Source organism: Micromonospora sp. PTRAS2 (assembly GCF_054052245.1).
Window position 1 is genome coordinate 172,296 of record NZ_JBSWBU010000004.1, and the last position, 26,615, is coordinate 198,910.

At 75.3% G+C, this 26,615-nt stretch carries 20 protein-coding genes, 1 pseudogene and 1 CRISPR repeat array; of the genes and pseudogenes, 10 read left to right on the forward strand and 11 right to left on the reverse strand.

Annotated features, from left to right (window positions below; all coding sequences use genetic code 11):
• Positions 1-42 precede the first annotated feature (42 nt).
• On the reverse strand, positions 43-471 hold the full coding sequence (locus ACVMYR_RS15770; RefSeq protein ID WP_077938826.1) for a hypothetical protein: 429 nt from the start codon (positions 469-471) through the stop codon (positions 43-45).
• Between the two features lie 148 nt (positions 472-619).
• Between ACVMYR_RS15770 and ACVMYR_RS15775 the strand changes: the two genes are divergently transcribed.
• Positions 620-1,885, forward strand: coding sequence for a D-arabinono-1,4-lactone oxidase (locus tag ACVMYR_RS15775; protein WP_457122295.1), 1,266 nt, complete (start codon positions 620-622; stop codon positions 1,883-1,885).
• Positions 1,886-1,971: 86 nt separating this feature from the next.
• Complete coding sequence (locus ACVMYR_RS15780) at positions 1,972-2,895, forward strand: alpha/beta hydrolase family protein (protein WP_228986860.1); 924 nt, start codon at positions 1,972-1,974, stop codon at positions 2,893-2,895.
• A 9-nt stretch (positions 2,896-2,904) separates the two neighbouring features.
• On the opposite strand, the gene ACVMYR_RS15785 is transcribed toward ACVMYR_RS15780, so the two are convergent.
• Complete coding sequence (locus tag ACVMYR_RS15785) at positions 2,905-4,047, reverse strand: site-2 protease family protein (protein WP_077938827.1); 1,143 nt, start codon at positions 4,045-4,047, stop codon at positions 2,905-2,907.
• 110 nt (positions 4,048-4,157) lie between these two features.
• Here ACVMYR_RS15785 and ACVMYR_RS15790 point away from each other — a divergent pair, with 110 nt between their 5' ends.
• On the forward strand, positions 4,158-6,218 hold the full coding sequence (locus ACVMYR_RS15790) for a prolyl oligopeptidase family serine peptidase (RefSeq protein WP_457122115.1): 2,061 nt from the start codon (positions 4,158-4,160) through the stop codon (positions 6,216-6,218).
• 1,091 nt (positions 6,219-7,309) lie between these two features.
• A CRISPR array of direct repeats spans positions 7,310-7,703; the repeat unit is 28 nt; unit sequence GGATCACCCCCGCGTGCGCGGGGAACAG.
• Positions 7,704-7,884: 181 nt separating this feature from the next.
• On the opposite strand, the gene ACVMYR_RS15795 is transcribed toward ACVMYR_RS15790, so the two are convergent.
• Together ACVMYR_RS15795 and ACVMYR_RS15800 are read right to left on the reverse strand one after the other, a co-directional pair.
• Positions 7,885-8,091, reverse strand: coding sequence for a DUF397 domain-containing protein (locus ACVMYR_RS15795; RefSeq protein ID WP_077938830.1), 207 nt, complete (start codon positions 8,089-8,091; stop codon positions 7,885-7,887).
• Positions 8,092-8,104: 13 nt separating this feature from the next.
• Positions 8,105-8,941 carry a helix-turn-helix domain-containing protein gene (locus tag ACVMYR_RS15800; RefSeq protein ID WP_077938835.1) on the reverse strand — a complete coding sequence of 279 codons (837 nt, stop codon included), beginning with the start codon at positions 8,939-8,941 and terminating at the stop codon, positions 8,105-8,107.
• 275 nt (positions 8,942-9,216) lie between these two features.
• On the opposite strand from ACVMYR_RS15800, the gene ACVMYR_RS15805 reads away from it, so the two are divergent.
• A complete protein-coding gene (locus ACVMYR_RS15805) occupies positions 9,217-9,537 on the forward strand; it encodes a DivIVA domain-containing protein (protein WP_457122116.1) in 321 nt (106 codons plus the stop codon).
• Positions 9,534-9,788: a hypothetical protein gene (locus ACVMYR_RS15810; RefSeq protein ID WP_457122117.1), complete on the forward strand. Its 255-nt coding sequence runs from the start codon at positions 9,534-9,536 to the stop codon at positions 9,786-9,788. The genes ACVMYR_RS15805 and ACVMYR_RS15810 overlap by 4 nt, the downstream gene beginning before the upstream one ends.
• Positions 9,789-9,830: 42 nt before the next feature.
• Here ACVMYR_RS15810 and ACVMYR_RS15815 read toward each other — a convergent pair whose 3' ends face one another.
• Together ACVMYR_RS15815 and ACVMYR_RS15820 are read right to left on the reverse strand one after the other, a co-directional pair.
• Complete coding sequence (locus ACVMYR_RS15815; protein WP_457122118.1) at positions 9,831-10,736, reverse strand: L,D-transpeptidase; 906 nt, start codon at positions 10,734-10,736, stop codon at positions 9,831-9,833.
• 95 nt (positions 10,737-10,831) lie between these two features.
• Positions 10,832-12,280, reverse strand: a complete 1,449-nt coding sequence (locus ACVMYR_RS15820) for an alpha-amylase (protein WP_457122119.1) — start codon at positions 12,278-12,280, stop codon at positions 10,832-10,834.
• A gap of 302 nt (positions 12,281-12,582) precedes the next feature.
• Between ACVMYR_RS15820 and ACVMYR_RS15825 the strand changes: the two genes are divergently transcribed.
• The 4 genes from ACVMYR_RS15825 to ACVMYR_RS15840 all read left to right on the forward strand — a co-directional run bounded on the left by ACVMYR_RS15825 (position 12,583) and on the right by ACVMYR_RS15840 (position 17,656).
• The gene (locus ACVMYR_RS15825) at positions 12,583-14,430 is read left to right on the forward strand and encodes a hypothetical protein (protein ID WP_457122120.1); all 1,848 of its coding nucleotides are present in this window, start codon (positions 12,583-12,585) and stop codon (positions 14,428-14,430) included.
• Positions 14,427-15,893, forward strand: coding sequence for an NADH-quinone oxidoreductase subunit NuoF family protein (locus ACVMYR_RS15830; protein ID WP_043966916.1), 1,467 nt, complete (start codon positions 14,427-14,429; stop codon positions 15,891-15,893). The genes ACVMYR_RS15825 and ACVMYR_RS15830 overlap by 4 nt, the downstream gene beginning before the upstream one ends.
• 79 nt (positions 15,894-15,972) lie before the next feature.
• Positions 15,973-16,641 carry a TlpA family protein disulfide reductase gene (locus ACVMYR_RS15835; protein ID WP_457122121.1) on the forward strand — a complete coding sequence of 223 codons (669 nt, stop codon included), beginning with the start codon at positions 15,973-15,975 and terminating at the stop codon, positions 16,639-16,641.
• A gap of 61 nt (positions 16,642-16,702) precedes the next feature.
• A complete protein-coding gene (locus ACVMYR_RS15840) occupies positions 16,703-17,656 on the forward strand; it encodes a cytochrome c biogenesis CcdA family protein (protein ID WP_457122296.1) in 954 nt (317 codons plus the stop codon).
• Here ACVMYR_RS15840 and serS read toward each other — a convergent pair.
• The 5 genes and pseudogenes from serS to ACVMYR_RS15865 all read right to left on the reverse strand — a co-directional run.
• The gene (gene serS, locus ACVMYR_RS15845) at positions 17,640-18,926 is read right to left on the reverse strand and encodes a serine--tRNA ligase (protein ID WP_077938841.1); all 1,287 of its coding nucleotides are present in this window, start codon (positions 18,924-18,926) and stop codon (positions 17,640-17,642) included. The genes ACVMYR_RS15840 and serS overlap by 17 nt on opposite strands.
• Positions 18,927-19,179: 253 nt before the next feature.
• The gene (locus tag ACVMYR_RS15850) at positions 19,180-20,403 is read right to left on the reverse strand and encodes a DNA polymerase III subunit beta family protein (RefSeq protein WP_228986867.1); all 1,224 of its coding nucleotides are present in this window, start codon (positions 20,401-20,403) and stop codon (positions 19,180-19,182) included.
• A gap of 150 nt (positions 20,404-20,553) precedes the next feature.
• Positions 20,554-21,732 carry a saccharopine dehydrogenase family protein gene (locus tag ACVMYR_RS15855; RefSeq protein ID WP_077938843.1) on the reverse strand — a complete coding sequence of 393 codons (1,179 nt, stop codon included), beginning with the start codon at positions 21,730-21,732 and terminating at the stop codon, positions 20,554-20,556.
• 47 nt (positions 21,733-21,779) lie between these two features.
• Positions 21,780-22,955, reverse strand: a complete 1,176-nt coding sequence (locus ACVMYR_RS15860; RefSeq protein WP_457122122.1) for a zinc-dependent alcohol dehydrogenase — start codon at positions 22,953-22,955, stop codon at positions 21,780-21,782.
• Between the two features lie 113 nt (positions 22,956-23,068).
• Positions 23,069-23,494 (reverse strand): annotated as a pseudogene (locus ACVMYR_RS15865) (hypothetical protein); the annotation flags it as partial.
• A gap of 192 nt (positions 23,495-23,686) precedes the next feature.
• Here ACVMYR_RS15865 and ACVMYR_RS15870 point away from each other — a divergent pair.
• Positions 23,687-26,452 (forward strand): LuxR C-terminal-related transcriptional regulator, encoded by a 2,766-nt coding sequence (locus tag ACVMYR_RS15870; protein ID WP_457122123.1) that lies wholly within the window; start codon positions 23,687-23,689, stop codon positions 26,450-26,452.
• The last annotated feature ends 163 nt before the right edge of the window (positions 26,453-26,615 follow it).

The window sequence follows — 26,615 nt, forward strand, 5'->3', positions numbered from 1 at the left end:
GCCCCGGCGCCGGGCGGCGGAAGGCGGCGGTGGCGCTGCCCCTCAGCCCGTCGGGCGCGGGTCGCGGACGACGGTGTCGAGGCGGCCGTCCCGGTCGCTGTCCAGGTAGGTGATGTCCGGGACGCCGTCGCCGTCGAGGTCGAACTGCACCACGTCGGCGATGCCGTCGCCGTCGAGGTCGGTGACCACCTCGGTCGAGCCGTCGAGGTGGTGGGTGACGATCGAGTGCGACTCGACCGGCGGGCGCGGGGCCGGCCCCGGCGACGGCGCGGGAACCGGCCCGGGTGCCGGCCTCGGCGCGGGCCCGGGTGCGGGCGACGGCGCGGGGTACGCCCCGACGACCGGGGCGACCTGCGGGTACGCCCCGAGCGGCGCGTCGTTCTGCGGGTCCGGGCCGACGCCGGTCGGGTCGATCTCCTCCTCGGACGGGTACACGTCGCCGCGCAGGGCGGGATCCGGGTAGCTGCTCATGGGCGTATGGTTCCCCGACGACGCCCCGGGCAACCAGTGCCCGGCCCGCCGGTGCCGCCCGGGTGTCGACCCGACGACGCCGAGTGACGGGAGAGGGCACGTGGACGCGACCGACGGGAAGCCAGGCGGGAACGGGCCGGGCACCGGCGTGCCGGAGCGCAACTGGGCCGGCAACGTCCGCTACGCGGCGGCGCGGCGGCACCGCCCGACCGGCCTGGACGAGCTGCGCCGCCTCGTCGCCGGCAGCGACCGGATCCGGGCGGTCGGCACGGGCCACTCGTTCAACCGGCTCGGCGACACCGCCGGTGACCTGGTCTCGCTGGCCGGGCTGCCGCAGACGGTCGAGGTCGACCGGGATCGGGCGACGGTCACCGTCGCCGCCGCCATGCGCTACGGCGACCTGGCCACCCGGCTGCACGCCGCCGGATTCGCACTGCCGACGATGGCGTCGCTGCCGCACATCTCGGTGGCCGGCGCGGTGGCCACCGCCACCCACGGTTCGGGCGACGGGATCGGCAACCTGGCCACCGCCGTCTCGGCGCTGGAGCTGGTCACGGCCGACGGGGACCTGCTGACCGTACGCCGGGACGCCGACGGCGACCGGTTCGCCGGGATGGTTGTGGCGCTCGGCGCGCTGGGCGTGGTCACCCGGCTCACCCTGGACGTGGTGCCCGCCTTCGAGGTGCGGCAGTACGTCCGGCTCGGCCTGCCGCGGGCGGCGCTGGACGAGGCGTTCGCGTCGGCGTACAGCGTCAGCCTCTTCACCGACTGGCGCGGCGGGGCCGACGACCCGCGCGGCGCGGCCGCCCGGATCGGCCAGGTGTGGCGCAAGCAGCTCGCCGACGCCCCGCCGCCGCCGGCCGACTGGCTGGGCACCACGGCGGCGGCCGGGCCCGTGCACCCGGTGCCGGGCATGCCGGCGCGCAACTGCACCGCCCAGCTCGGCGAGCCGGGGCCGTGGCACGAGCGGCTGCCGCACTTCCGGCTCGGCTTCACCCCGAGCAGCGGCGACGAGCTCCAGTCGGAATACCACCTGCCCCGGGCGGCGGCGGCCGGGGCGCTGGCCGCGCTGGACCCGCTGGCGGACCGGATCGCCGCCGTGCTCCAGATCTGCGAGCTGCGTACGGTCGCCGCCGACGGGCTGTGGCTGAGCCCGCAGTACGGGCGCGACAGCCTCGCCGTGCACTTCACCTGGATCGGCGACGGCGACGCGGTGGCCCCCGTGCTCGCGGAGGTGGAACGGGCGCTCGCCCCGTTCGCGCCCCGGCCGCACTGGGGCAAGGTGTTCACGCTCGACCCGGCGGCGGTCGCCGCCGCGTACCCCCGGTTCGCCGACTTCGCGGCGCTGGCGCGCGAGCTGGACCCGGCGGGGAAGTTCCGCACCGACCTGCTGGACCGCTACCTGCCCCGTTGACGGCGCGGGGCGGGGCCCGGGCATAACCCCGTGACAGGAGCGCGACGGGATTGGCCCGGCCCGGCCGCTGCGGGGAAAAATGATGCATGTCGATTTATCCTGGCGTGCTGTCCGCCCCCCGTGTGCCCGGCCGCTCCCGGCCGGCAGCGCCCCGTCGCCCGTGGCGCGTCGTCGCCGCGCTGGCCACGACCCTCGCCCTGGCCGTCGCCGGCCCGACCCCCGCCCACGCCGACAACCCCTACGAGCGCGGCCCCGACCCCACGGTGGCGAGCATCGAGGCGACCACCGGCCCGTTCGCCACCGCCCAGCTCACCGTCGCCCGCTCCGCCGTGACCGGCTTCGGCGGCGCGACCGTGTGGTATCCGACGAGCACCGCCGAGGGCACCTTCGGCGCGGTCGCCATCGCACCCGGCTTCACCAACACCCAGTCCGCCGTGGCCTGGCTCGGCCCCCGCCTCGCCTCCCAGGGCTTCGTCGTGGCCACCATCGACACCCTCTCGGTGTACGACCAGCCGGCGAGCCGGGGCACCCAGCTCCTCGCGGCCCTGGACTACCTGGTCGGCACCAGCGCCGTGCGCAGCCGCATCGACCGCAACCGGCTCGCCGTCATGGGCTACTCCATGGGCGGCGGGGGCACCCTCGCGGCGGCGAACACCCGGCCCTCCCTGCAGGCGGCGATCCCGCTGACCGGCTGGCACACCACCAAGAACTGGTCCGGCGTACGCGTGCCGACCCTCGTCGTCGGCGCCGAGAACGACACGGTGGCCCCGGTGACCTCGCACTCCGAGCCGTTCTACACCAGCCTGCCGGCCAGCCTCGACAAGGCGTACCTGGAGCTGAACGCCGCCAGCCACTCCGCGCCCACCTCGCCGAACGTGACGATCGCGAAGTACAGCATCTCCTGGCTCAAGCGGTTCGTCGACGACGACACCCGCTACGAGCAGTTCCTCTGCCCCGCCCCGCGCGGCAGCGCGATCGAGGAGTACCGCGACACCTGCCCGCACTCCTGACCGGCCCGTTCAGCCGCCTGCCCGCGTCGGCTGGTCGCGGAGGCTGCCGCGCTGCACCGCCCGGCTGATGTCGCTGGGCGAGACGATGCCGACCAGCCGCCCGCCGGCCACCACCAGCGCCCGGCCGTCGGCGCACTCGCTGAGCCGGGGCAGCAGGTCGGTGAGCTGCTCGTCCGGGTCGGCCAGCACGAGCTGGTCGGCCCGGCAGGCCACCTCGGCCAGCGTGGTCGCCGACCGGCGGTCGGCCGGGATGCCGCGTACCCGGTCGAGGGTGACCAGGCCGACCGGCCGGCCCTCGTCGGTCAGCGGCAACGCCGAGTGCCGGTACGCGAAGAGGTAGTGGTCGACGAAGTCGGCCACGGTCATGTCGCCCGACGCGGTCTGCGGCTGCGGGGTCATCACGTCGGCGACCCGCACCCCGCGCAGCGCGCTGCCCATCCGGGCCTGCCGCTCCTCCATCCCGGCCGCCCCGATCAGGAACCAGCCGATCAGCGCCAGCCACAGCCCGCCGACCCCGGCCCCGCGCAGGAACTGCCACAGGCCCAGCGCGATCAGCAGCGCGCCGAGGACCCAGCCCGCGCGGGCCGCCACCACCGACGCCCGCGTCCGGTCGCCGGTGGCCTTCCACACGGCGGCCCGCAGCAGCCGGCCCCCGTCCAGCGGGGCGGCCGGCAGCACGTTGAAGACCGCCAGCAGGATGTTGATGCCGGCCAGCCAGGCCAGCGCGCCGAGCAGCAGCCCGTGCACCCCGGCCAGGGCGAGCAGCGCCGCGACGCCGCCGAAGAACACGCCGATGATCAGGCTGACGAGCGGCCCGACGCCGGCGATGCGCAGCTCCGCCCCTGGGTCGCGGGCCTCCCCGCGCAGCTCGGCCACCCCGCCGAACAGCCACAGGGTGATCCCGGAGACCTCCAGCCCGTTGCGCTTGGCGACCACGGCGTGCGACACCTCGTGGGCGAGCAGCCCGAGGAAGAACACCACGGCCGCGCTCAGCCCCGCCAGCACGTACGCCCAGGTCGGCCGGTCCGGGTACGACCGGGGGAACTGGCTGCCCGCCAGCCCCCAGGCGATCAGCCCGAAGATGACCAGGACGCTCCAGTTGACCCCGACGGGTACGCCCGCGATCCGGCCGATCCGGAAACTCGCCCTCATCTGCCCGTCATACCCCGCGAAACGCGGCCCATGCCAGGGCCGATGGTCCCCCGCACCCGCGTCACCAGCGGCGTCGCCGGGGGTTGACCCGGCCGGGAATAGTGGCAAACGTGACGAGGCTGATCGACGAGGATGACGACGCGTACCGCTGGCTGGAGGACCTGGACGGCCCGGACGCCGCCGGCTGGGTGCGCGACCGCAACGCCGAGACCATGGCCGCCCTCACCGGCGGCGACCGGTTCGCCGCCCTGCGGGCCGAGATCCGCGAGGTGCTCGACGCCGACGACCGCGTCCCCTACCCGAGCTGGCGCGGCGACCACCTCTACTACAACTTCTGGATCGACGCGGCCCACCCCCGGGGGGTCTGGCGGCGCACCACCGGAGACGAGTACCGCCGGCCCGAGCCGCACTGGGACGTCCTGCTCGACGTCGACGCGCTGGCCGCGCAGGAGGGCGAGAACTGGATCTGGCAGGGGGCGACGGTGCTGCGCCCCGGGCACGACCGCTGCCTGGTCAGCCTCTCCCGGGGCGGCTCCGACGCCACCGTCGTGCGCGAGTTCGACCTGGTCCGCCGGGCCTTCGTCGCCGACGGCTTCACCCTCGACGAGGCCAAGAGCGACGTCACCTGGGTCGACGCCGACCACATCCTCGTCGCCACCGACTTCGGGCCCGGCTCGCTCACCACCTCCGGCTACCCCCGCACGGTCCGCCGGTGGCGACGGGGCACGCCACTGCCGTCCGCCGAGGCCGTCTTCGCCGGCCAGGCCGACGACGTCTCCGCGTACGCCTCGCACGACCCCACGCCCGGCTTCGAGCGCACCTTCGTGGGCCGCCGCCTCGACTTCTTCCGCTCGGAGTCGTACCTGCTGACGCCGGCCGGCGAGCAGGTACGCATCGACGTGCCGTCCGACGCCCACAAGGACGCGCACCGGGAGTGGCTGGTCATCGGCCTGCGCTCGCCGTGGACGGTCGACGGGGTGACCCATCCCGCGGGCGCGCTGCTGGCGGCCCCGTTCGACGCGTTCCTCGCCGGTGCGCGGGAGCTGACGACGCTGTTCACGCCGGACGAGCGCACCGCGCTGAGCTACCACGCGTGGACCCGCGGCCACCTGATCCTGGCCACCCTCGCCGACGTGCGCAGCAGACTGGAGGTGCTCACCCCCGGCGTCCCCGGCGCTCCCGGCTCGGCGGGGCACTGGCGGCGGGAGCCGCTCGCCGGCGTGCCGGAGTTCGAGCACACCCGGCTGGTGGACACCGACCCGGACGTCGGCGACGCGTACCTGCTGGCCTCCGAGGGGTTCCGGCAGCCGGCGACGCTGCGGCTCGGGCAGGTCGGCGGCCCCGTCGAGACGCTCAAGCGGGCACCGGCGTTCTTCGACGCCGCCCGCCTGACCGAACGCCAGCACTTCGCCACCTCCGCCGACGGCACCCGGGTGCCGTACTTCCTGGTGGGCGACCCCGACGCGGCGGGCGGGCCGACCCTGCTCACCGGGTACGGCGGCTTCGAGGTCCCCGAGCTGCCGCACTACAGCGGCATCGTCGGCCGGGGCTGGCTGGCCCGGGGCGGCAGCTACGTGGTGGCGAACATCCGGGGCGGCGGCGAATACGGCCCCGCGTGGCACCGGGCCGCGCTGCGGGAGAACCGACCGAGGGCGTACGAGGACTTCGCGGCCGTCGCCGCCGACCTGGTGGCCCGGGGCATCACCACCCCCGCGCGCCTCGGCATGGAGGGCGGCAGCAACGGCGGCCTGCTGGCGGGCGTGATGCTGACCCGCTATCCCGAGCTGTTCGGCGCGGTCGTCGCGCACGTGCCGCTGCTGGACATGCGCCGCTACCACAAGCTGCTCGCCGGGGCGTCCTGGATGGCCGAGTACGGCGACCCGGACGACCCCGCCGACTGGGCCTACCTGCGCGAATACTCGCCGTACCACAACGTCGACGAAGACCGGGCGTACCCGCCGACGCTGCTGGTCACCTCCACCCGCGACGACCGGGTGCACCCCGGGCACGCCCGCAAGATGGCCGCCCGGCTGCGCGAACGCGGGCACGAGGTGGCGTACTACGAGAACGTGGAGGGCGGGCACGGCGCGGCGGCGAACAACGCGCAGCGGGCGTTCGTGTGGGCCCTGACCCTGGAGTTCCTCTGGCGGCATCTGGGCGGGCCGGCATAGCTTCGCCCTGCTTCTGCCCGGCCGGCTGGCGTCGTCGCTGTGGGGGTGCCGTCGGTTCAGCCATGATCGTCTGTCGTTTCCAGAGACGACACGCCGCCGCCCGTCTCCATAATCAGCAGACGATCATGGCTGCGTGCCCTGTTGCTGCGTGCCCCTTTGTCGTGTGCCCTTTGTCGCGTGCTCTGGGGGTGCCGCCCCGCTATGCCGGGGTGCCCGGCTGGCAACGAGTCGGGCCTGCGGGGGCGTGCCGACTCGACGTTCACTCCGCGTCTATCCCGCTCGGACTCAGTTGGATCGGGTCGACAACGCGAGCAGCGTGGTCGGTGCCGGGTGCGGCGGGACGTGCGGCGAGAACTTGGACAACTGACGTTCATCGATGACAACAACCGTCCAAGATCTGTGTTGGCGGCAGGTGCGGGGTGCTGACTCGGCACCACGCGGGCGATGACCGCGAGGATCACCCCCGCGTGCGCGGGAACGGACTCCTTGGCCTGGGGTTCCGTAGATCAACTGCACGGACTTCATTCACTTCGTTGGGCAGGATCGCATGTTCCGATGACCTCGGTGCCCAAAGGCGAGGCGTGTGCGGCCAGCCTTCGGCTAGTGGGCCAATGTCGACTTGTCGCGCAGGGGGGAGGCTCACGTGACTCACGCGTTGTTCCGTTCGCCGACGACCGGTTCTGCCAAGCCGGGAAGGCCGCCGCTCTTGAGCCAGTCGGCGAACTCTCGACGCTTTTTTCGGTCGACCGCCGACTTCAGTGCGCGCTAGTGGTGATCTTCTTGATGGTAGCGCCGAGGATCTTCGCCGCCTCCCCGAGCGGTTGGTCATCGGCAACAATGATGGTTCGAGACACTGTTCCACCTCTCGTCGGGGACGCCTTGCATGATGCCATTCTCCCCTGCCGTGGATATCGCGCGTTGATGGGTGAGCCGGGCAAGTTCGACGACAGGACTGCCTTGGCCCCGTGCGCGGTGAGCAGGGGCCCGGCGGGCCCGGCCAGTTGACGGTCAAGGGATCAACCCCCCGTGTGCGTGGGAACTGCCCCGCGCCCTGCTCGGCGAGGACGCTGTCGGCGACAGACGCCCGTCTGGGATCACCCCCGCGTGCGCGGGGAACAGGACTGGCGCTTGAGTGTCTTGGATTGCCGGGAGGGATCACCCCCGCGTGCGCGGGGAACAGGCGGCAACATTCCCGATACCGCGCTGTGCACCAGGATCACCCCCGCGTGCGCGGGGAACAGCCCCCCCGGGGAGTCGGGCCCTTCCGCCACCTGGGATCACCCCCGCGTGCGCGGGGAACAGGATCTGCTCGAACGGGCTGATCGGGTTGCCTTCGGATCACCCCCGCGTGCGCGGGGAACAGCTCGCCGCCCGCCAGTCCACGCAGGCCGGCGAGGGATCACCCCCGCGTGCGCGGGGAACAGTTGCTGGGCAGGGGTTCCGCGTCATACGCGCCCGGATCACCCCCGCGTGCGCGGGGAACAGACTTCTTGACCTGCGGCGCTATAGATCAACGCCGTCAATTTCATTCACTTTGCCTGCCAAGATCACCTCGTCCGCTGTCTTGTTCGGCCGAGTGCAACGGATGGGCTGGACGCCGTTTGCTGTCGGGAGGGCTAAGCATGGGCTGGGGTAACACCAGGCCTCATGCCGGCTCAACCGTTGGTTACTCGCGGCCGGCCCCTTCCGTTTTGACTCCTTCGATGAAGGCGGCCCAGGGGGCCTGCTCGAAGATCAATACCGGACCAGCCGGGTCCTTGCTGTCGCGGAGGCCGATCTTGCCTGGCAGGCCCGCGACCTCTACGCAGTCTCCGGAGCCGTTGCTGCGGGTGCTCTTTCGCCAGGTCGCCGAGGCCTGGTTGATCTCTTCCACCCGCGCCGTCCTCTCACAGCCCGTCGATCGCCTCCTGGATCAGGTCGCGCGACTCCCGAGCGCCGGCCGCCGTGGCGACCAAGTGTTCGAAGACGCGGCTGTACTCCCTGACCTGTTGGCCTTCGAGATAGAGGCTACCCGCACGGGTTTCGACGTAGACGACCCCGGGATCGGCCGGCTCGGGGAAGGCCAGCACGCTGAAGGCACTGCCCATCGACCCGTATTCGCCGGCAGCGAAGGTCAGGATCTGGATGGTTCGACCAGGGCGATCGGCCTCGTCGGCCAGTCGCTGTAGCTGCGCCTTGAACGCTTCGGACCCGCCGACGGGCCGCCGCAGGGTCGCCTCGTCCAGTACCACCCAGAGGTCAGGCGGGGTGTCCGTAGTTTGTCGGCGGATGCGCAACTCCACCCGCCGCTCCACCTCCTCGCTGTTGGCGTCCGGGTGCTCGGCGCGGATGACCGCGCGGGCGTAGTCGGCGGTCTGGAGCAGGCCCGGAATCAACTGAGGCTGGAAGGCGCGGATCTCCGATGCCTCGGCTTCGAGTCCGACGTAGACCTCGAACCAGTCGGGTAGCACGTCGTCGTACGCCTGCCACCAGCCGCGCTTGCGGGCGTCACGGGCAACCTGGACGAGGGCGTCGACCTCCTCGCCCTCGACCCCGTACAGCTCGAGGAGGCCGCGGGCGACCGGCGGCATCACCGAGACCTGCGCGTTCTCGATCCGGCTCAGAGCGGACTTCGAGATGCCGATCTCCTTTGCCGCCTGGTCGGCGGTCATGCCGGTCTGCTCACGGAGGCGGCGAAGGGCGGCGGCCAGCCGACGCCGACGAACGGTCGGGCTTCCAGTCATGTCGAGCATTGTGGACCGGTGTGGACCCGGTGCGCAACGGGTCTGGCCCAAATCGGGAGTTGCGGATCGGGACTGGTTCTGTGCACGATGAGTGAAGCCATCAACCTCTTGGGTGACGATCTCGTCTCCCTGGGTCGGCGGTGGCCATGGGTGCCCTGCTGTCGTACTCGCTGATCGAAGGCTGCGGTGGCAGGTGCCGGGCGGATCCGCCGGTGCGGTGCGGGCCGGCGGACCCGTCCCTCCACAGGTCAATCTCGACGAGAGGCAGGTCTGTCATGCGCGTCTTCCTGTTCCGCCGGGGCCGGCCGCGTCGCCGGCCGCCGGTCCACGGCGCGGCCGGGCGTCAGCCGGCGGCGGGTCGCCGGCTGCTGCCCTGGCAGGTGCGTGAGCGGCGGTTCCGGTCGGCCCGGTTCGGTCGGCGTGGCCTCGACCCGCAGGAGGTGCGGGAGTTCCTGGAGCGGGTCGCCGTCGAGTTGGCCGCCGCACACGAGGCGCTCGCGCAGAGCCGTCGGGAGGCCAGCGAGGTCAAGCTTGCGCTGTGCCGGTTGCGCTCCGAGGTATCGCCCGCCCGCAACGAGCGGGGGTGGGGCCGGTGAGCGAGCGGTTCGTCATCCACCTGCCGGTGGTCGCCAACGACCTGCTCTCGGCCCAGCGGCTGGCCCGGGTGGTGGCGCACTGGACGCACGTGTTGCCGCAGACCGAGCCCGGGGGCGCGACCGTGTCGCGGGAGGACGACCAGAACGTACGACACTGGGTCTTCTGCGACCGGTTGATGGACGGTGGCCGGCGGTGCCTGCTGCGGCCCGACCACGACGGCGCGTGTTCCCGCCGGCCGGGGCGGCGGTGAGCGGCGGTGGTGACTGGCGGCTCCGGGCGGCCGGGGCCGGTGTCAGGCTGTCGGAGGCGGGGTGGGCAGGGCGTCCACGACGAGCACGACGCTGCCCGGCCGCACCTCGTCGAGCAGCTGGCGCTGGCCGCTGCGGGTCAGCCGGATGCAGCCGTTGGTGACGTCCTCGCCGAGGGTGTCGTCGTCCTCCCAGGCGTGCAGGCCGATGTGCGCGCCGGCCAGGCCCGGTGGGATGGCGTCCGGGTCGTCGGGGATCGCGCCGAGGGCGAAGACGTCGACGCCGCCGTACACGGGCTCGGGGGGAGGCGTGCGGCCGAGGACGAAGGTGCGGCCCAGCGGGGTCTCCTGGCCGCGCATGCCGAGGCTGACTGGCCACGATCGTTGGGCGTGCCCGTCGCGGTACCAGGTGAGCCGGTGCGGCCGGCGCTCCACCACGATCTGGTCGCGCAGCGGCACGGTCGCCCAGTCGCCGTCGGGCGGCAGCCAGGCGATCCGCCGGGTGGCCGAGGGGAGCAGCACGGCCGTCCAGCCGGTGCGGCGCTCGACGACCGGCACGGTCACCTCGACGCCGTTGATGGTGGGGGCGAGGAAGGCCAGCGGCCGGCCGCCGGGCGCGTCGTAGGCGGCGACCTTGCGGATCGGCGTCAGCCCCTCCGTGAGCGGGGTGGCATCGGACGGGCGCGGGTCGGCGGGGAAGCCGGCGGGCGCCGGGTCGTAGGTGACGACCGGCAGGGTGGCCGGCGCGGGCGCGGCGGCGGGCACCGGCTCGCCGGTGGGCGTTGCCTCCGTGGCGGGCGCGGTGGGGGCGGCGGGCGGCGGGGCGACCCGCGCCGGCTCCGGGGTGAGCGCCCGGGCCGTGACCAGCCCGGTCGCCAACAACAGGGGTACGCCGAGCGCGGCGGCCAGCCAGCCCAGCCCCCACCGCGACACAATCCGGTCAAACAGCACAAAAGCACTGTAGGCGGTGGGTGGCCGGTGGCGGGGGTGATTGCAGGGGGCCCCTCCTATACAGAAAGCGTTAAGAAGGGGCCCTTCCTTACACCTCAGCTCAGCTTGGCGGCGGTGTGGATGGCTATCGCGTCGTGGGCCGGGACGTTCGCCGTGAACCAGCCGTTCGCGTCCACCGTGATCACCGGGCCGCTGCACGTGCCGCCCGTGAAGTCGCCGTGGATCACGTCGCAGTACCGGCCGGCGGGCAGCCCCGTGTAGTACGAGCGCCCCGTGACCGCCCCGTCCTCGTCGTTCATCGTGAGGTAGCCCTTGCCGGCGCGGCTGAACGCGATGTGGTTGTTGCCGTTGTCGTACCAGTTGGCGACGCCCGCGCCCTGGGTGGCGTTGGCGAAGCCGACCATGTTGGCGACGACCCGCCAGCGGTGCTCGCACTCCCAGCCCGAGTAGCAGGTGGTGTTCAGGGTCTTGTTGTTGGCGTCGGAGGGCGGGCCGGCGTCCCGGTTGCTGAAGGTGTAGCTGGACATGACCGTGGGGGAGCCGTACGGCCAGGCCAGCATGAAGGCGTTGGCCAGCGCGTAGATGCCGCCGTCGCGGTAGGTGAGCACCCCGCCGACGTCGCGCTGGGTGTCGTGGTTGTCGACGAAGACCGCCGCCGAGCCGCTGGGCAGGTGGCCCCACCCCTCGCCGAAGTTCTTCAGGTACGCGAGCTTCTCGCTGCGGAACACCCGGGCGAGGTCCTTGCCGTAGCGGAACTCGTGCACGTCGCCGTTGCCGGTGTACTCGGTCGGCTGGATCGGCTCGCCCGCGCCGTAGATGACCTCCTGCACGAGGTACGCCGAGCGGGACAGCCTGCTCTTGATGGCGGCGATGTCGGCGGCCGGCATGTGCTTGCTGGCGTCGAGCCGGAACCCGTCGACGCCGAGGGAGAGCAGGTCGTTGAGGTACCCGGCGATCTTCGACCGGACGTAGTCGGACTCGGTGGCGAGGTCCGACAGGTTGACCAGCTCGCAGTTCTGCACCTCGTACCGGTCGTTGTAGTTGGCGATGTCGTCGCCGCCGTTGCGCCCGCAGTGGTGGAAGTCCTGGGTCTGGTAGATCCCGGGGTAGTCGTAGTGGCCGTAGGAGGAGCCGGCCCAGCCGGTGCCGCCGGCGTCCTGGCCGGACATGTGGTTGACGACGGCGTCGACGATCACCTTCACGCCGGCGGCGTGGCAGGTGTTCACCATGGCCTGGAACTGCGCCCGGGTGCCCTTGCGGGACTCGATGCGGTAGCTGACCGGCTGGTACGCCAGCCACCACTGGTTGCCCCGGACGTGCTCCTGGGGCGGGGAGACCTGCACGTAGCCGTAGCCCTTCGGGCCGAGCACGTTCGTGCACTCGCTGGCCACCGACGGCCAGTTCCACTCGAACAGGTTGGCGATGACCTTCTTCGTGCCGGCCGGGGCGGCGGCGGCCGGGGGTGCCGCCACGGCGGTCGGTGCGAGCAGGCCGGCGATCACGCCCAGGGCGAGGACCGCCGAGCGGCATCGACGTCGATGCATCGGGGACTCCTGACGGGGGTCGGGGGAGGGGGCGGTCTGAACTGCTGCTTGCCGGCATCTTGCAGTCAGTGTTGAAATTTTCGGAAAGGTTACAAGCGCGTTGCGGCGGGTGTCAACGGATGGACGGGCGTCGCTGCGCGGGACGCCCTACACGCAGCCCACGCCGGGACGGTTCGACGGTGCCGCAGAAAAACCCGGGAAATTTCGCGACCGGGGCTGATCCGTTGAACCCGGTGCTCCGTACTCGATGGGGGAGCAGGGTCGGCCGGTGGGGGCGCCGCCGCTACACGATCGAGGAGCAGATGGCTCGGGCACAGCAGAACACCAAGGCCACGACCGTCCGTACCACGAGCAGCAGCCGCGGGGTGCGGACCAGGTCCAAGACCTCCATCGCACTGATGGCCGGGTCGGCGCTCGCGATCGTCTGGGCCGGCGTCGAGCTGGCCGGCGCCGGCACGGCGATGTACGCGTACGGCTTCTTCTTCACCGAGTTCTTCGCCGGCGTCGTCGCCCTGGTGTCGCTCAGCCTCACCGTGATGATGGGCCTCCTCGCCACCGACCGGCTCGTCCTGCGCATCCCGCACCGGGTGCTGTTGCAGTCGGCGCACCGGGCCACCGGCATCCTCGGCGTCGCCGGGCTGGTGTTCCACGTCATCACCAAGATCGCCATCGGCCGGGCCGGGCCGACCGACGCCCTCGTGCCGTTCATCGGGGGGCGGGGGCTCTACGTCGGGCTCGGCACGGTGGCGTCGTTCCTCATGGTCAGCGTGCTGTGGACCGGCATCATCCGGGCCCGGTTCGTCGGCGTCGGCCCCAAGTGGTTCTGGCGGGGGCTGCACTCGATGGCGTACCTGTCCTGGCCGTTCGCCCTGTTCCACGGCCTGAACGCGGGCCGGCCGGCGGCGTCCTGGGTGACCCTGAGCTACTTCGCCTGCGTGCTGCTCGTGGTGCTGGCGCTGATGGTCCGGCTCTCGGTGCACCTCGGCAAGCGCAGCCGCGAGCAGCACCAGGCCGCCGCCCTGAACAAGGCGATGGCCGGCAAGTCCGCCGACGACGGCAAGACGACCACGATGCTGCTCGGCAAGATCGGCCGCAAGCGCGACGACGCCGAGGAGAAGCGGGACAGCCGCACCGGGCGGACCCGTGCCGCTGGCGGCTGGGCGGAGACCACCGCCACCACCGGCTCCTGGGCGATGCCGACCGGCACCGCCCGCGGGCGACGCGACCCCGAGCGGTTCACCGTGCCGGTGGTGCCCGAGCCGGGCACCCTGCGCGAGCCGGTACGGGCCACCCGTCGCCGCGACGGGGAACTGGACGCCCCGGCCCGCCGCGGCGAGCGCGAGCTGACGTCGGCCGCCCGGCGTACCGCCGAGCCCGCCACCCGGCGCGGCGCGGACTCCGCCGAGGAGCGGTCGAGCCGGCGGCGGCGCGACGCGGACGCACCCGTCTCCGCCCCCCGCCGCTCGCGCTCCGAGGAGGACGTCGCCCCGGTCTCCAGCCCCCGGCGCGCCCGGCGCGACGAGGACGTGGCCCCCGTGTCGGGGAGCCGCCGCGCCCGCTACGACGAGGACGTGGCCCCGGTCTCCGGCGGTCGCCGCGCCCGCTACGACGAGGACGTGGCCCCGGTCTCGGGCGGTCGCCGCGCCCGCTACGACGAGGACGTCGCCCCCGTCTCCAGCCCCCGCCGCGCCCGGCGCGACGAGGACGTCGCCCCCGTGTCGCCGGGCCGCCGCTCCCGCCGCGACGACGAGGACCTCGTCGCCCGCTACTCCTCGCCGCCCCAGCGCGCCGACGAGCCCGAGGAGCCCTGGGACAGCCCGCGCCGCTGGGAGTCCTCGACGCCCGTCTCCGCCGAACCGATCTCCGCGGCCCCGCGCAGCGGGTCCGGCCGGCACAGCGTCGACGACGAGGTCCCGGAGGAGCCCGACTACTGGCGGCCCCCGGCCCGGTTCGTCGCCGAGGACCTGCCGCCCATGGACGACACCCCGACCCTGGTCGACCTGGCCTCGCGGCGGGCGCTGCGGGCCGCCGGGGACGGCAAGCCCGGCCGACGCAAGCGGGACCGCGACCGGGACCGTGACCGCGACCGGGCCAACGCCGACGCGATCGACGGCGCGTACTGGGCCGGGCTGCGGGGTGAGGCGAAGTGATGCGCACGACGGTGCCCCCCGTGGCGTGCGTCGGCGAGCCCCGGCTCACCGCCGGCTTCGCCGAGTTCGGCCGCCTCGACCTGATGGCCCACGAGGAGGTGCACGGCCCCATCGGGCCGATGGAACCGGCCAACCTGCTCCGGCTGGCCGAGGCCATCCAGCTCAAGGGCAAGGGCGGTGCGGGCTTCCCGTTCGCCCGCAAGCTGCGCGCCGTGCTGGAGTCCTGCGAGCGGCAGGACGCCTCCGCCATGGTCGTGGTCAACGCCACCGAGGGCGAGCCGGCCAGCTGGAAGGACAAGGTGCTGCTCACCCGGGCCCCGCACCTGATCCTCGACGGCGCGGCCCTGGTCGCGTACGCGCTGGACGCCGACGAGATCGTCATCGGCGTCGCCGACGACGACGTGGGTCGGCCGTCGCTGACCGAGGCGCTCCAGGAACGCCGGATGCCGGTGCCCACCAGCATCGTGACCGTGCCGCACCGGTTCATCTCCGGCGAGGGCGGCGCGCTGGTCAACGGCATCAACGGGCTGCCGCACATCCCGCCGGGCACCAAGAAGCGCTCCAGCGACTCCGGCGTCGGCGGCCTGCCCACCCTGCTGTCCAACGCCGAGACGTACGCGCAGCTCGCCGTCGCCGCCCGGCTCGGCCCGTACGAGTACGCGGCCCTGGGCACCGACGACGAACCCGGCACGGTCCTGCTCACGGTGACCGGCGCGGCCAAGCGGCCCGCCGTCGTCGAGTGCGCCGCCGGCACCCCCCTGCGCGACATCCTCGAACTGTGCGAGGTGCCCGACGGGCCGGGCATCCTCATGGGCGGGTACCACGGCAAGTGGATCACCGCCGAGGCCGCGCAGCGGGCCGAGGTGTCCCGCAAGGGCCTCACCGCCGTCGGCGGCACCCTCGGCGCGGGCATCATCGTGCCGCTGGCCCGCGACACCTGCCCCCTCGGCGAGGCCGCCCAGGTGGTCCGCTACCTGGCCGGCGAGTCCGCCGGGCAGTGCGGCCCCTGCAAGATGGGCCTGCCCGACCTGGCCCGCGCCGTCGACCTGGCCGTCTCCGGCAGCGCCCCGGTCGAGATCGTCCGCGCCGCGGCCGGCGACGTGAAGGGCCGCGGCGCGTGCAGCCACCCCGACGGCACCGCCCGGTTCGCCCTCTCCGCCATGGAGGTCTTCGCCGACGACCTGAAGCTGCACACCACGGGCGAGGGGTGCGGCAAGCGGACCAAGGGCGTCATGGGCCTGCCCGGTGCCCCCGACGCCGACCCGAGGAAGCTGACCCTGGACTGGTCCCGCTGCGACGGCCACGGGCTCTGCGCCCACGTCGTGCCCGACTTCATCCGGCTGGACGGCAACGGCTACCCGGCCTTCCCCACCACCCCCGTGCCGACCTGGCTGCGGGAGGGCGCCATGAAGGCCGTCAAGGTGTGCCCCGAGCTCGCGCTGCGGCTGGTCAAGGCCGAGTAGCGCACCCCGGGACCGTCGGACGCCGGAGCGCCGCCGTGGTGCCCCGCCCCGCGCGGCCCGCTACCGAAGGGAGACGCGGATGCGATTGTTCCGCCGGCCGTCGCGCCGCCGGACCGGCCCGGGTGGACGGTCGCCCCGCCGCCGGCGGGCCGGGACAGCCACCCTGGTCGCCGCCCTGGCCGCCGCCCTGCTGGGCGCGGCGTCCTGCGCCGTCGACCCCCCGGGGCCGCCGGTCGACGCGGCCGCCGCCGCGCCCGCCGGCACCGGCGACCCCACGACGACCCCGACCGGTACGCCCACCGGCGCGCCGCCGACGCCGGCCGCCCCGGCCCGGGTGCCGGACAGCCTCCGGTTCACCGGCACCACCCTCGACGGGAAGCCGTTCGCCGCCGCCGACCTGGCCGGCAGGCCGGTGGTGCTGTGGTTCTGGGCCCCCTGGTGCGCCACCTGCGCCAGCCAGGCGTGGACGGTCGCCGAGATCGCCCCGCAGTACCGCGACCGGGTGCCGATCGTCGGCGTCGCCGGCCTCGGGCAGCGCACGGCGATGCGGGACTTCGTGACCGAGTTCGAGCTGGGCGGCACCCTCCAGCTCGACGACGCGGCCGGGAAGCTGTGGCGGCGCTTCGAGGTCGTCGAGCAGAGCACGTTCCTGATCATCGACCGCGACGGGAAGGTGATCCACCAGGGCTTCCTCGACGGGGAGGACCTCACCCGCCGGGTCGCCGCCCTGGCCACCCAGGCCGGCTGATGGCCGCCCCGCTCCTGCCGCCGGTCGGCCTGGCCGCCCCGCTGCTGACCGCCTCGGCCGCCTGATGGACGCCCCGCTGTTGCTGGCGCTGACCGCCGGGATGCTCGGCGCGGTCAACCCGTGCGGGTTCGCGATGCTGCCCGCGTACCTGTCGATCCTGGTGGCCGGGCCCGGCGACGGACGCGCCGCACTCGGCCGGGCGCTCACCGCCGCCGCCGGCCTCACCTGCGGATACGTGCTCGTCTTCGGCGCGTTCGGGCTGGCCTTCGCGCCGCTGGCCGGCTGGCTGCGCCCCCGGCTGCCCTGGCTCACCGTCACCCTCGGGGTGGGCCTGGTGCTGCTCGGCTGCTGGCTGCTCGCCGGGCGGCGGCTGCCCACCCCGCGCCCGCTGGCCCGCGCGCCCCGGCTGACCCGCACGCTGCCGTCGATGGTGCTGTTCGGCGCGGCGTACGCGCTGGCGTCGCTGACCTGCTCCATCGCCCCGTTCCTGGCGATCGTGGCGACCAGCCTCCAGGCCGGCTCGACGCCGCGCGGGCTGGCGCTGTTCGTCGCGTACGCCCTCGGGATGGGTCTCGTGGTGGCCGTGGCCGCCCTCGGAGTGGCGCTGCTGCGCGACCGGGTGGTGGCCCGGCTGCGCGGGGCCGGCCGGTGGGTGCCCCGGCTCAGCGGCCTGGTGCTGCTGGCCGCCGGCGGCTACGTCGCCTGGTACGGCTGGTACGAGGTGCGGCTCGCCGAGGGCCGGCACGACGCGTTCGGCGACCCGGTGGTGGTCGCCGCGGCCCGCGTCCAGCAGGCCCTCGTCGGTGCCCTGGACGCGGCCGGCCCGGCCCTGCTGGCGGTCGCCCTCGCCGCCCTCGCTGCGCTCGGGGTAAGGAAGGGCCCCCTGTTAACGCATTCGGTAGAGCAGGGGCCCCTTCTTAACACCTCCGGCAGGGCACGGGGTCGTAACGAAAGCGGCGGGGGCCGGGTTACCCCGACCCCCGCCGACAGTGTGGCGGTCAGCGACCCGGAGTGAGCCGGTCGGTGCCGACCCGGTCGCGGAGCACCTCCGGCACCAGCACCGAGCCGTCGGCCTGCTGGAACTGCTCCAGGATCGCCGGGAAGAGCCGGCTGGTGGCCAGCGCCGAGCCGTTCAACGTGTGCACGAAGCGGGTCTGCTTGCCGCCCGCCTCCCGGTATCGGATGGCGGCCCGGCGGGCCTGGTAGTCGCCGGCCCAGGACACCGACGACACTTCCTTGTACTTGCCGGTGCTCGGCATCCACACCTCGATGTCGAGGGTCTTTTTCATCGAGGCGCTGGCGTCGCCGGCCGACAGCAGGCTGGTCTGGTGGTGCAGGCCGAGCCGGGCGACCAGGCCCTCCACGTGGGCGACCATCTGCTCCAGCGCGGCGGCGGCCTGCTCGGGCAGCGTGAACTGGAAGATCTCCACCTTGTTGAACTGGTGGCCCCGTACGGTGCCGCGCTCGTCGGAGTGCGAACCGGCCGCCTCCCGCCGGTAGCACGGCGTGTACGCGAACCGCTTCAGCGGCAGGGTCGCGGTGTCCAGGATCTCGTCCTGGTAGGCACCCAGGATCGCCGTCTCCGCCGTGGGCAGCAGGAACTGCCCGCGCGGGGCGGACTCCCGGTCGAGGTGGTAGACGTCGTCGTAGAACTTGGGGAACTGGCCGGCGGCGAAGCCGGCGGTGTCCAGCAGCAGATGCGGCGGGAGCAGGAAGTCGTAGCCGGCCGCGATGTTCTGGTCGATCAACCAGTTGAGCAGCGCCCACTCCAGCCGGGCCCCCAGCCCCGTGTACATCCAGAAGCCGGAGCCGCCGAGCTTGACGCCCCGCTCGTGGTCGACCAGGCCCAGCAGGCGGCTCAGCTCGACGTGGTCCCGGACCTTCTCGATCGCCGGCGGCTCGCCGAACGTCCGCACGACCCGGTTGGCCTCCTTGCCGCCGGGGACGACGTCGTCGGCGGGCAGGTTCGGCAGCTCGCTCATCCGCTCACGCAGCCGGGACTGCACCTCGTCGAGCTGGGACTCCAGCTCGGCGAGCTGCTTGCGCTCGGCCTCCGGGGCGACGCTCTCCGGCGCGGTGCCGGCCCGCTTCGCCGCCGCGTACGCCCGCGCCTCGGCCTTGCGGCGCTGCCGCTCGGCGTCGATCTCCGTGATGAGGGCGCGGCGCTCCTGGTCGAGCCGCTGGATCTCGTCCAGCGCCCGGTTGACCTCGGCGGGATCCAGTCGCTTCGCCAGCGCGGTCGCCACCGCCTCGCGATCCTTCCGGATCAACTCCATGTCGAGCATGCGCTCCGTACGCCTCCGTCCGGGAATCTCAGGTGGGAACCCACCGATGCTACCGTCGCCGCCTCCCCCGCCCGGCCCCGGCCGTGAGCCCACCGGCCGGGACCGTCGCGCCGTGACGCGGTCGCGCCATGTCGGCGACATCGCGGGTTCCCTGGGGCGGGAAGCCGCGACGTCGCCGACATGACGCGCCGGCACCGGCACCGGCACCGGCGCGGCACCGGGCGGCGCGCCGGCACCGCGGCGCGGCGCGGGCTCAGAGCCGGACGGGCATCAGGATGGAGTACGCGTCCGCGTCGTCCGGGCGGCGCACCGCCAGCGGGGCGATCGGCCCGTCCAGCTCCAGCAGGAGCTGCCCCCGGTCGCCCGCGTCGAGGGCGTCGAGCAGGTACCGCCCGTTGACGCCGAGCCGCACCGCGTCCGGCGCGGCGTCGGCCAGCGCGGCGCCGTCGAGGACCCGCAGGCCGCCCGCGTCGTCCAGGCCCAGCACGGTCACCGGCACGTCGACGCCCTCGTGCCGCAGGACCCGCGCCGGCGGGCGGCCGGCGACCTGCGCGCGCAGCGCCGGCACGTCCACCGTGATCCGGTACGCCGGCACGCGCGTGCCCAGCAGCCGCTGGTAGTCGGGGAACTCGTCGGGCAGGGCGGCCCCGCCGACCTCCCGGCCGGCGACGGTGACGGTGAGGCCGGCCCCGTCCAGGCGCAGGTGGGCATCGGCCCCGCCGTCGACGCCCGACAGCTCGCGGACACCGTCGCCGGTGCCGCCCGGCACCGCGCCCACGTCACCGGTGCCGCCCGGCAGCGCGCGCCCGTCGCCGGTGCCGCCCAGCAGCCCGCGCCCGTCGCCGGTGCCGCCCAGCAGCTCGCGCCCGTCGCCGGTGCTGCCGCCCAGCAGCTCGCGGACGGCGTCGACGAGGGCCACCGGGGCGAGCAGCCGCCGGACGGGCCCGTCGACCGCGCCGGGGACCCGGGCCACCGCCATCCGGTGCCGGTCGGTGGCCACCAGGCGTACGCCGTCGGCGGCCACGTCGAACAGGACGCCGGAGAGCACCGGCAGCTCCGGGTCGGTGCCGACGGCGAAGCGGACCGCGTCGATCGCGGCGGCGAGGTCGGCGCGGGACAGGACGAGACGGGTGGTCATGGGGTGCTCCTCGTGGTCGATCATGGCTCGGACCCGGGAGAGCTCGCGGCGGGCGTCGGTGAGGCCGTCCTCCAGCCGGCGCAGGTGCGCGTCGAGCAGCCGGCCCACCACGGCCGGCTCGGCCCGGTGCCGCACGGCGGCGGCGATCTCCGCCAGCGGCATCCCGACCCGGCGCAGCCCGGCGACCAGCCGGGCCGGCAGGACCTGGTCGTCGGCGTACCAGCGGTAGCCGGTGACCGGGTCGACCAGCGCGGGCACCAGCACCCCGGAGCGGTCGTAGAACCGCAGGGCGCTGACGGTCAGGCCGCTGGCGCGGGCCAGCTCGCCGATGCTGCGCAGTTCGCTCTCCACGCCGAGGATCCTGTGCCCTCCACCAGGTCGAGGGTCAAGCCGCCGCCCACGCCGCCCACGCCGCGCACGCCGCCCGCCGGGCGGCGTTGTTTGCAGGGGACCCTTCCTATACCGAAAGCGTTAACAGGGGGCCCTTCCTTACATCTGCAGCGTGCGGAAGGTGAGGCCGGCGGCGGTCAGGCGGCGCAGCAGCGCGTCGCCCATCGCGGTCACCGGGGTCACCTGGCCCGCGACGGGCGGCAGGTCGTCGTCGAGGGCCAGGCAGAGGGCGGACTCGGCGAGCATCTTCGCCGTCTCGTCGTAGCCGGGGTCGCCGCCGGCCACCTCGGTCACCACCCGCCGGTCGCCGGCGGAGCCGACGAAGCGCACCCGGAACCACGACTTCGCCCGCTGCTCGGCGCTGGGCCCCTGCCCGGAGGCGAGCCGGCCGAGCAGCCAGCGCCGGGCCGGCGGCACCTTCACCAGCCCGGTCAGCCCGGCGAGCCCGACCGCGCCGAGGACGATCGTGGGCAGCCGCCGCACGGCGGCGAAGTGCCGGTAGCGGAAGTCCGGCCCGTACTCCGGCCGGGCCGCCGCCGACCGGCGGACCACCTGCGGGTCGATGGTCGGCAGCGGCACCGCCCACCCGCCCAGCTCCGCCGACCGGCCGACCCTGCCCGGCACCGCCCGGACCCGGCGGCCCGGCGGGCGCGGCTCGACGGCCCGCCGCGCCTTCGCCGCCCGGCCCGCCTCGGCGGCCCGGGACAACGCGGTGAGCGCCGAATGGTACGTGCCGGCGGAGAACCGGCCGCCCGCCCGGACGAACCCGTCCACGGTGACCGGCCCGTCGGCCGGCAGTTGCGTGACCGTGTACCAGACGCCCAGGTCGTGCGGGATCGAGTCGAAGCCGCAGGCGTGCACGAGGCGGGCCCCGGTGCGCACGGCCTCGGCGTGGTGCCGCACGTACATGGTGTCGACGAACTCCGGCTCGCCGGTGATGTCGAGGTAGTCGGTGCCGGCCCGCGCGCACGCGGCGACCAGCGGCTCCCCGTGGTGCACGTACGGCCCGACGGTGCTGGCGACGACGCGGGCGTCCCCGGCGACCCGGCGCAGCGACTCCGGGTCGGTGACGTCGGCGGTGAGCAGCGGCAGCCCGGCCAGGGCCGGGTCGATGCCGGCCAGCCGCCCGCGGACGGCCGCCAGCTTGGCCGGGTTGCGCCCGGCCAGCGCCCAGCGCAGCCCCGGCGGCGCGTGCCGGGCGAGGTACTCGGCGGTGAGCCCGCCGGTGAACCCGGTCGCCCCGAACAGCACGACGTCGTACGCCCGATCCTCACGCATCCCGCGAGTCTGCCACCGCCGGGCGGCACCGGCACCACGATGGGCGCTCAGGGCGTGAAGACCGTCCGCAGGCAGCCGTCGGCGCGGGTGCGGAACAGGTCGTAGCCGAGCGCGCCCTGCTCCAGGGGCAGGTGGTGGGTGGCCAGGTGCCCCGTGTGGATCTCGCCGCGCGCCATCCGGTCCAGCAGCATCGGGATCCAGCGCTGCCCGTGCTGCCGGGCGGCGCGCACGGTCAGCCCCTTCTGCATCACCGCGCCCAGCGGGAACGTGTCGACGAAGCCGGTGAACGTGCCGAGCACCACCACCGTGCCGCCCTTGCGGCAGGCGTGCACCGCCTCGCGTACCGCGATCGGCCGGTCGGGGGCGACGCCGGGCAGCGCGGCGGCGGCGAACCGCTCGGCCAGCGACCGGGGCTCGGTGCCGTCCCACGCCATGCCGACGGCCTCCACGCACACGTCGGGGCCCCGCCCGCCGCTGCGTTCCCGCAGCTCGGCCGGGACGTCGACGCTGAGGTAGTCGAGGGTCTCCGCGCCGACGTGCCGCTGCGCCAGGCCCAGCCGCTGCGGGTACCGGTCGATCACCACCACCCGGTCCGCGCCGCGCAGCAGGGCCGCCTGCGCGGCCATCTGGCCCACCGCGCCCGCGCCCCAGACCGCCACCACGTCGCCCGGGGACACCTCGCCCAGCTCGGCGGCGAGCCAGCCGGCCGGCACCGCGTCCGAGGCGAAGACCGCCCGGTCGTCGTCGACCGGCTCCGGCACCGCGAACGCCCCGACGTCGGCGTACGGCACCCGGACGTACTCGGCGTGGCTGCCGGCGAAGCCCCCGGCCGACCGGGGATGGCCGTAGCAGCCGCCGGTGGGCTGCCCCCACGCCGCCTCGGCCGCCGCCGGCCCGGTGCTGCCGTTGTCGCAGCAGGCGTAGAGGCCCTGCCGGCAGTACCAGCAGTTGCCGCAGGCCACGGCGGCGCAGACCACCACCCGGTCGCCGACGCGGTGCCGCCGGACCCCGGGGCCGACCTCCACCACGTCGCCGAGGAACTCGTGCCCGAGCACGTCGCCGACGGACAGCGCCGGGGCCCGCCCGGCGAGCAGCGGCAGGTCCGCCCCGCAGGTGGCGCTGCGCCGCACCCGGACGATCGCGTCGGCGGAGTTGCGCAGCTCGGGGTCGGGCACCTGCCGCACCGCCAGGCCGTCCGCGCCGAGCCAGCACAGCGCCCTCATCCGGGCACCACCGGGCCGTCGCCGGGCCCCACCGGGCCAGGCCCGGCCGCCCCGGGCCACCCCGTCCCGGGCCCGGTCGGGGTGGCCTGCGCCGGTCGGGGGCCCTCCAGCGGGGAGCGGTCCGCGCGCAGCAGCTCACCGGTCTCGGCGAGCTGCTTGGCCTGGCGCAGCGCCTCGCGGACCAGCGGCGCGGGGTCGCCGCCGCCGACGAGGTGGGCGGCCATCCCGGTCACCGGCACGCCCCGCACGGGCCGGGCCGCCAGCTCGGTGCCGCGTCCGCCGGGCGCGGGCCCCTGCGCCACCTCCACCGCGCCGTCGAGCCGGCGCAGCGGCTCCGGCCACCGGCCGCCGGGCAGCACCCGCTCCGGCGGCCGGTCGATCGTGACCACCTGCCAGCCGTCGCGCGGGCCGCCCGGGCGCGGGCGGCCACCCCGGAAGGGTCCGCGCAGCACCCGCGCCACCGTCACCCCGGCGACCGCGCCGGCCACCACCCCGGCGGTACGGGCCAGCGCCCGACCGCCCCGCCTGCCCCGTCCCATCCGTCCCACCCGCCTCTCGTCGCCGATGCAGCCTCTCGTCGCCGTGCAGCCGTCGGCGGGCCCGACGGCCGGTGCCCCCAGCGTCGGCGGCGGCCGGGTGAACCGGGATCCCCCCGAAGGGGTGAACCGGCCGGGGCCGGGTAACCGCCCGCCGCACGAGCCGGGGAGGGACGCGTGGCGTGGGGGTGCCGCATGACGCAGCACGAGGTGGCCGGGGCGAGGGTGGCGGCCGGGGTCGACCCCGTTCCCGCCGCGGAGGACGCGGCGCCGCTGCTGGCGTCCCGGCTCGCGCCGCCCCCGCTGCCCGAGCCGGTGCTGGTCCGGCCCCGCCTGCTGCGCCGGCTGGACGAGGGCGCCGCCGGGGCGCTCACCCTGGTCACCGCGCCCGCCGGCTGGGGCAAGACCACGCTGCTCGGATCGTGGGCCCGGACCGTCGAGCCGGCACCGGCGTGGGTGTCGGTCGAGGCGGGCGACACGGGGGCGCGGCTCTGGTCGTACCTGACGGCGGCCCTGCGCCCGCACGCGCCCGGCGGGCCGCCCGGGGACCCGCCCCGGCCCGACCGGCTGGAACTGCTGGCCGCCGCGCTCGCCGCCCGGGAGCGCCCGGTGCTGCTGGTCCTCGACGACGTGCACCGGGTCGCCGATCCGGCGGCGCTGACCGGGCTGGAGTTCCTGCTCCGCCACACCGAGGGGCGGCTGCGGGTGGTGGCCGGGGCCCGCACCGACCTGCCGGCGGGGCTGCACCGGCTGCGGCTCGCCGGTGAGCTGACCACCGTGGGCCCCGCCGAGCTGGCCTGCACCGACGACGAGGTGGCCGACCTGCTCGTCGCGCACGGCGTGTTCCTGCCGGCCGCGGCGGTGCCCCGGCTGCGCGCGCGTACCGGCGGCTGGCCGGCCGGGCTGCGGCTGGCCGCGCTGGCCGCCCGGGACCGGCCGGACCCGGTGCGCTGGCTGGAGCAGTTCGGCGGCGACCAGCCGGACGTGGCCGGCTACCTGCGCGCGGAGGTGCTCGCCCCGCTCGACGACGCGGCCCGCGACGCGCTGCGCCGGGGCGCGGTGGCCGACGCCGTCAGCGCCGACCTGGTCGACGCGCTGACGGGCCGCCGCGACGCCGAGCGGGCGCTGACCGCGCTGGCCACGGCCGGCGGTTTCGTGGACCGCGACGACAGCCGGCCCCCCTGGTACCGCTGCCATCCGCTGCTGGCCGACCTGCTCCGCGCCGAGCTGGGCGAGCTGACCGCCGAGGAACGCCGGGACCTGCACCGGCGGGCGGCCGACTGGTACGCCAGGCATGCCCGCCCCGCCGAGGCGCTGCGGCACGCCCTCGCCGCCGGTCGCTGGGACGCGGCCACCGAGCTGCTGGTCACCGGCTGGCCGGAACTCGTGCCGTACGACGACGAGGGGGCGGGCGGGCCCGTCCCCGCCGCGCCACCGGAGGCCGAGGTCCGGCGGGACCCGGAGCTGGCGCTGGCCGCCGCCGCCGAACGGGCCCACGCGGGCGACGCCGACGCCGCCGCCGCGCAGCTGCGCCGGGCCGCCGGGCACGCCCGGTCGCTGCCCGTGCCGCGCCGGGACCGGTTCCGCCGGCTGGCCGTCGCCGTGGAGGTCACCCTCGCCCGGTTGACCGGCGATCACGACGAGGTACGCCGGGCGGCGTCGCGCCTGCTCGCCACGCGTACCCCCGGGGGGCCGGCGGACGACCCGCGCGCCGGGGCCGCCGACGACGCCGACGTGGCGGCGGTGGCCGGGGCGGCCCTCGGCCTGGTCGCGCTCTCCGGCGGCGACCTGCGCGGCGCGGCGGCCGAGTTCGACGCCGCGCTCGCGGCGGCCCGGGCGGCCGGTCGGGCCCGCACCGAGCTGCTCTGCGTGAGCCGCTCCGCCCTGCTGCACGCGGCCCTCGGCGAGCTGCGGGCGGCCGAGCGGGCCGCAGGGGAGGCCCTGGCGATGCCGCCCTGTCAGGGCTGGTCCTGCCGCACCGACTGCGCGTACGCCCACCTGGCGCTGGCCGTCGTCGCGCTGCACCGGGACCTCCCCGACGACGCGGAGGCGCACCTGGCGCTGGCCGGCCCGACCGCCGACGAGCCGGCGGTGGCGGCGCTCGCCGCGCTGTGCCGGGCGACGCTGCTGCGCGACCGCGGCGAACCGGCCGCCGGCCTGCGCCTGCTGTCGGCGGCCCGGGACGCCCTGGCGCCGCTGGCGGCCGGCGACGGGCCCGCGCGGGCCGAGGATGGTCCACCGGGGCCGGGGCCGGGGCCGGGGCGGGGCGGTGGCGCGGGGGAGCTGGCCGCCTGGCTGCTGGCCGCCGAGGCGGACCTGCGGGCCGCGCACGGCGACCCCGGTGCCGCCCGGGAGCTGCTGGCCGGCACGCCGGCCGGGCCGACCGGTGCGCCCGCCGTGGCCCTGGCCCGGGTCGGGGTGCGCGCCGGTGACCCGGCCGCCGCCGCCCGCGCCCTGCCGCCCTGGGACGGCCCGGAGGCCGCCGCCTGGCCGCTGCCGGTACGCCTCGACGCCGGCCTGCTCGACGCGGTGCTCGCCGGGCAGGCCGGGGACGCCCGGCGGGCCGGGCGGACGCTGGAGCGGGTCCTGGAGCTGGCCGCCGCCGAGGGGTTCCGCCGCCCGTTCACCCGCGCCGAGCCCGGGGTGCGGGACCTGCTCGCCGCGCACCTGGACTCCGGCACGGCGCACTGGCCGACGGTGAGCGACCTGGTCCGGGTGGCGCAGGAGCCGACCGCGCGGCCGGGCACCGAGCCGGGCCGGGAGCTGGACGAGCCGCTGACCGAGCGGGAGCTGACCATCCTGCGCTACCTGCAGAGCATCCTGTCCAACGTGGAGATCGCCGCCGAGCTGTCCCTGTCGGTGAACACCGTCAAGACGCACGTGCGCAACATCTACCGCAAGCTGGACGCGACCCGCCGCCGGGAGGCCGTCCGCCGCGCCCGCGAGCTGCACCTGATCTGACGGCCCACCCCCACCGCCCCCGCCGCCCCCGACCCACCGGCCTCGGGGCCGGCGGTTAGGAGGGGGCCCTTCCTATGCAGAAAGCGTTAACAGGGGGCCCTTCCTTACAGTGATGGTGGTCGACAAGACGGCGCGCGGTCCGGCACGATCTGGGGCGGCGTTG

Bases quoted from the DNA above. Each gene is read 5' to 3' on its own strand.
- ACVMYR_RS15820 (WP_457122119.1), bottom strand. From the start codon at position 12,280: ATGCATCGACGTCGATGCCGCTCGGCGGTCCTCGCCCTGGGCGTGATC.
- ACVMYR_RS15835 (WP_457122121.1), top strand. From the start codon at position 15,973: ATGCGATTGTTCCGCCGGCCGTCGCGCCGCCGGACCGGCCCGGGTGGA.
- serS (WP_077938841.1), bottom strand. From the start codon at position 18,926: ATGCTCGACATGGAGTTGATCCGGAAGGATCGCGAGGCGGTGGCGACC.
- ACVMYR_RS15825 (WP_457122120.1), top strand. From the start codon at position 12,583: ATGGCTCGGGCACAGCAGAACACCAAGGCCACGACCGTCCGTACCACG.
- ACVMYR_RS15770 (WP_077938826.1), bottom strand. From the start codon at position 471: ATGAGCAGCTACCCGGATCCCGCCCTGCGCGGCGACGTGTACCCGTCC.
- ACVMYR_RS15860 (WP_457122122.1), bottom strand. From the start codon at position 22,955: ATGAGGGCGCTGTGCTGGCTCGGCGCGGACGGCCTGGCGGTGCGGCAG.
- ACVMYR_RS15785 (WP_077938827.1), bottom strand. From the start codon at position 4,047: ATGAGGGCGAGTTTCCGGATCGGCCGGATCGCGGGCGTACCCGTCGGG.
- ACVMYR_RS15870 (WP_457122123.1), top strand. From the start codon at position 23,687: ATGACGCAGCACGAGGTGGCCGGGGCGAGGGTGGCGGCCGGGGTCGAC.
- ACVMYR_RS15805 (WP_457122116.1), top strand. From the start codon at position 9,217: ATGCGCGTCTTCCTGTTCCGCCGGGGCCGGCCGCGTCGCCGGCCGCCG.
- ACVMYR_RS15855 (WP_077938843.1), bottom strand. From the start codon at position 21,732: ATGCGTGAGGATCGGGCGTACGACGTCGTGCTGTTCGGGGCGACCGGG.
- ACVMYR_RS15780 (WP_228986860.1), top strand. From the start codon at position 1,972: ATGTCGATTTATCCTGGCGTGCTGTCCGCCCCCCGTGTGCCCGGCCGC.
- ACVMYR_RS15800 (WP_077938835.1), bottom strand. From the start codon at position 8,941: ATGACTGGAAGCCCGACCGTTCGTCGGCGTCGGCTGGCCGCCGCCCTT.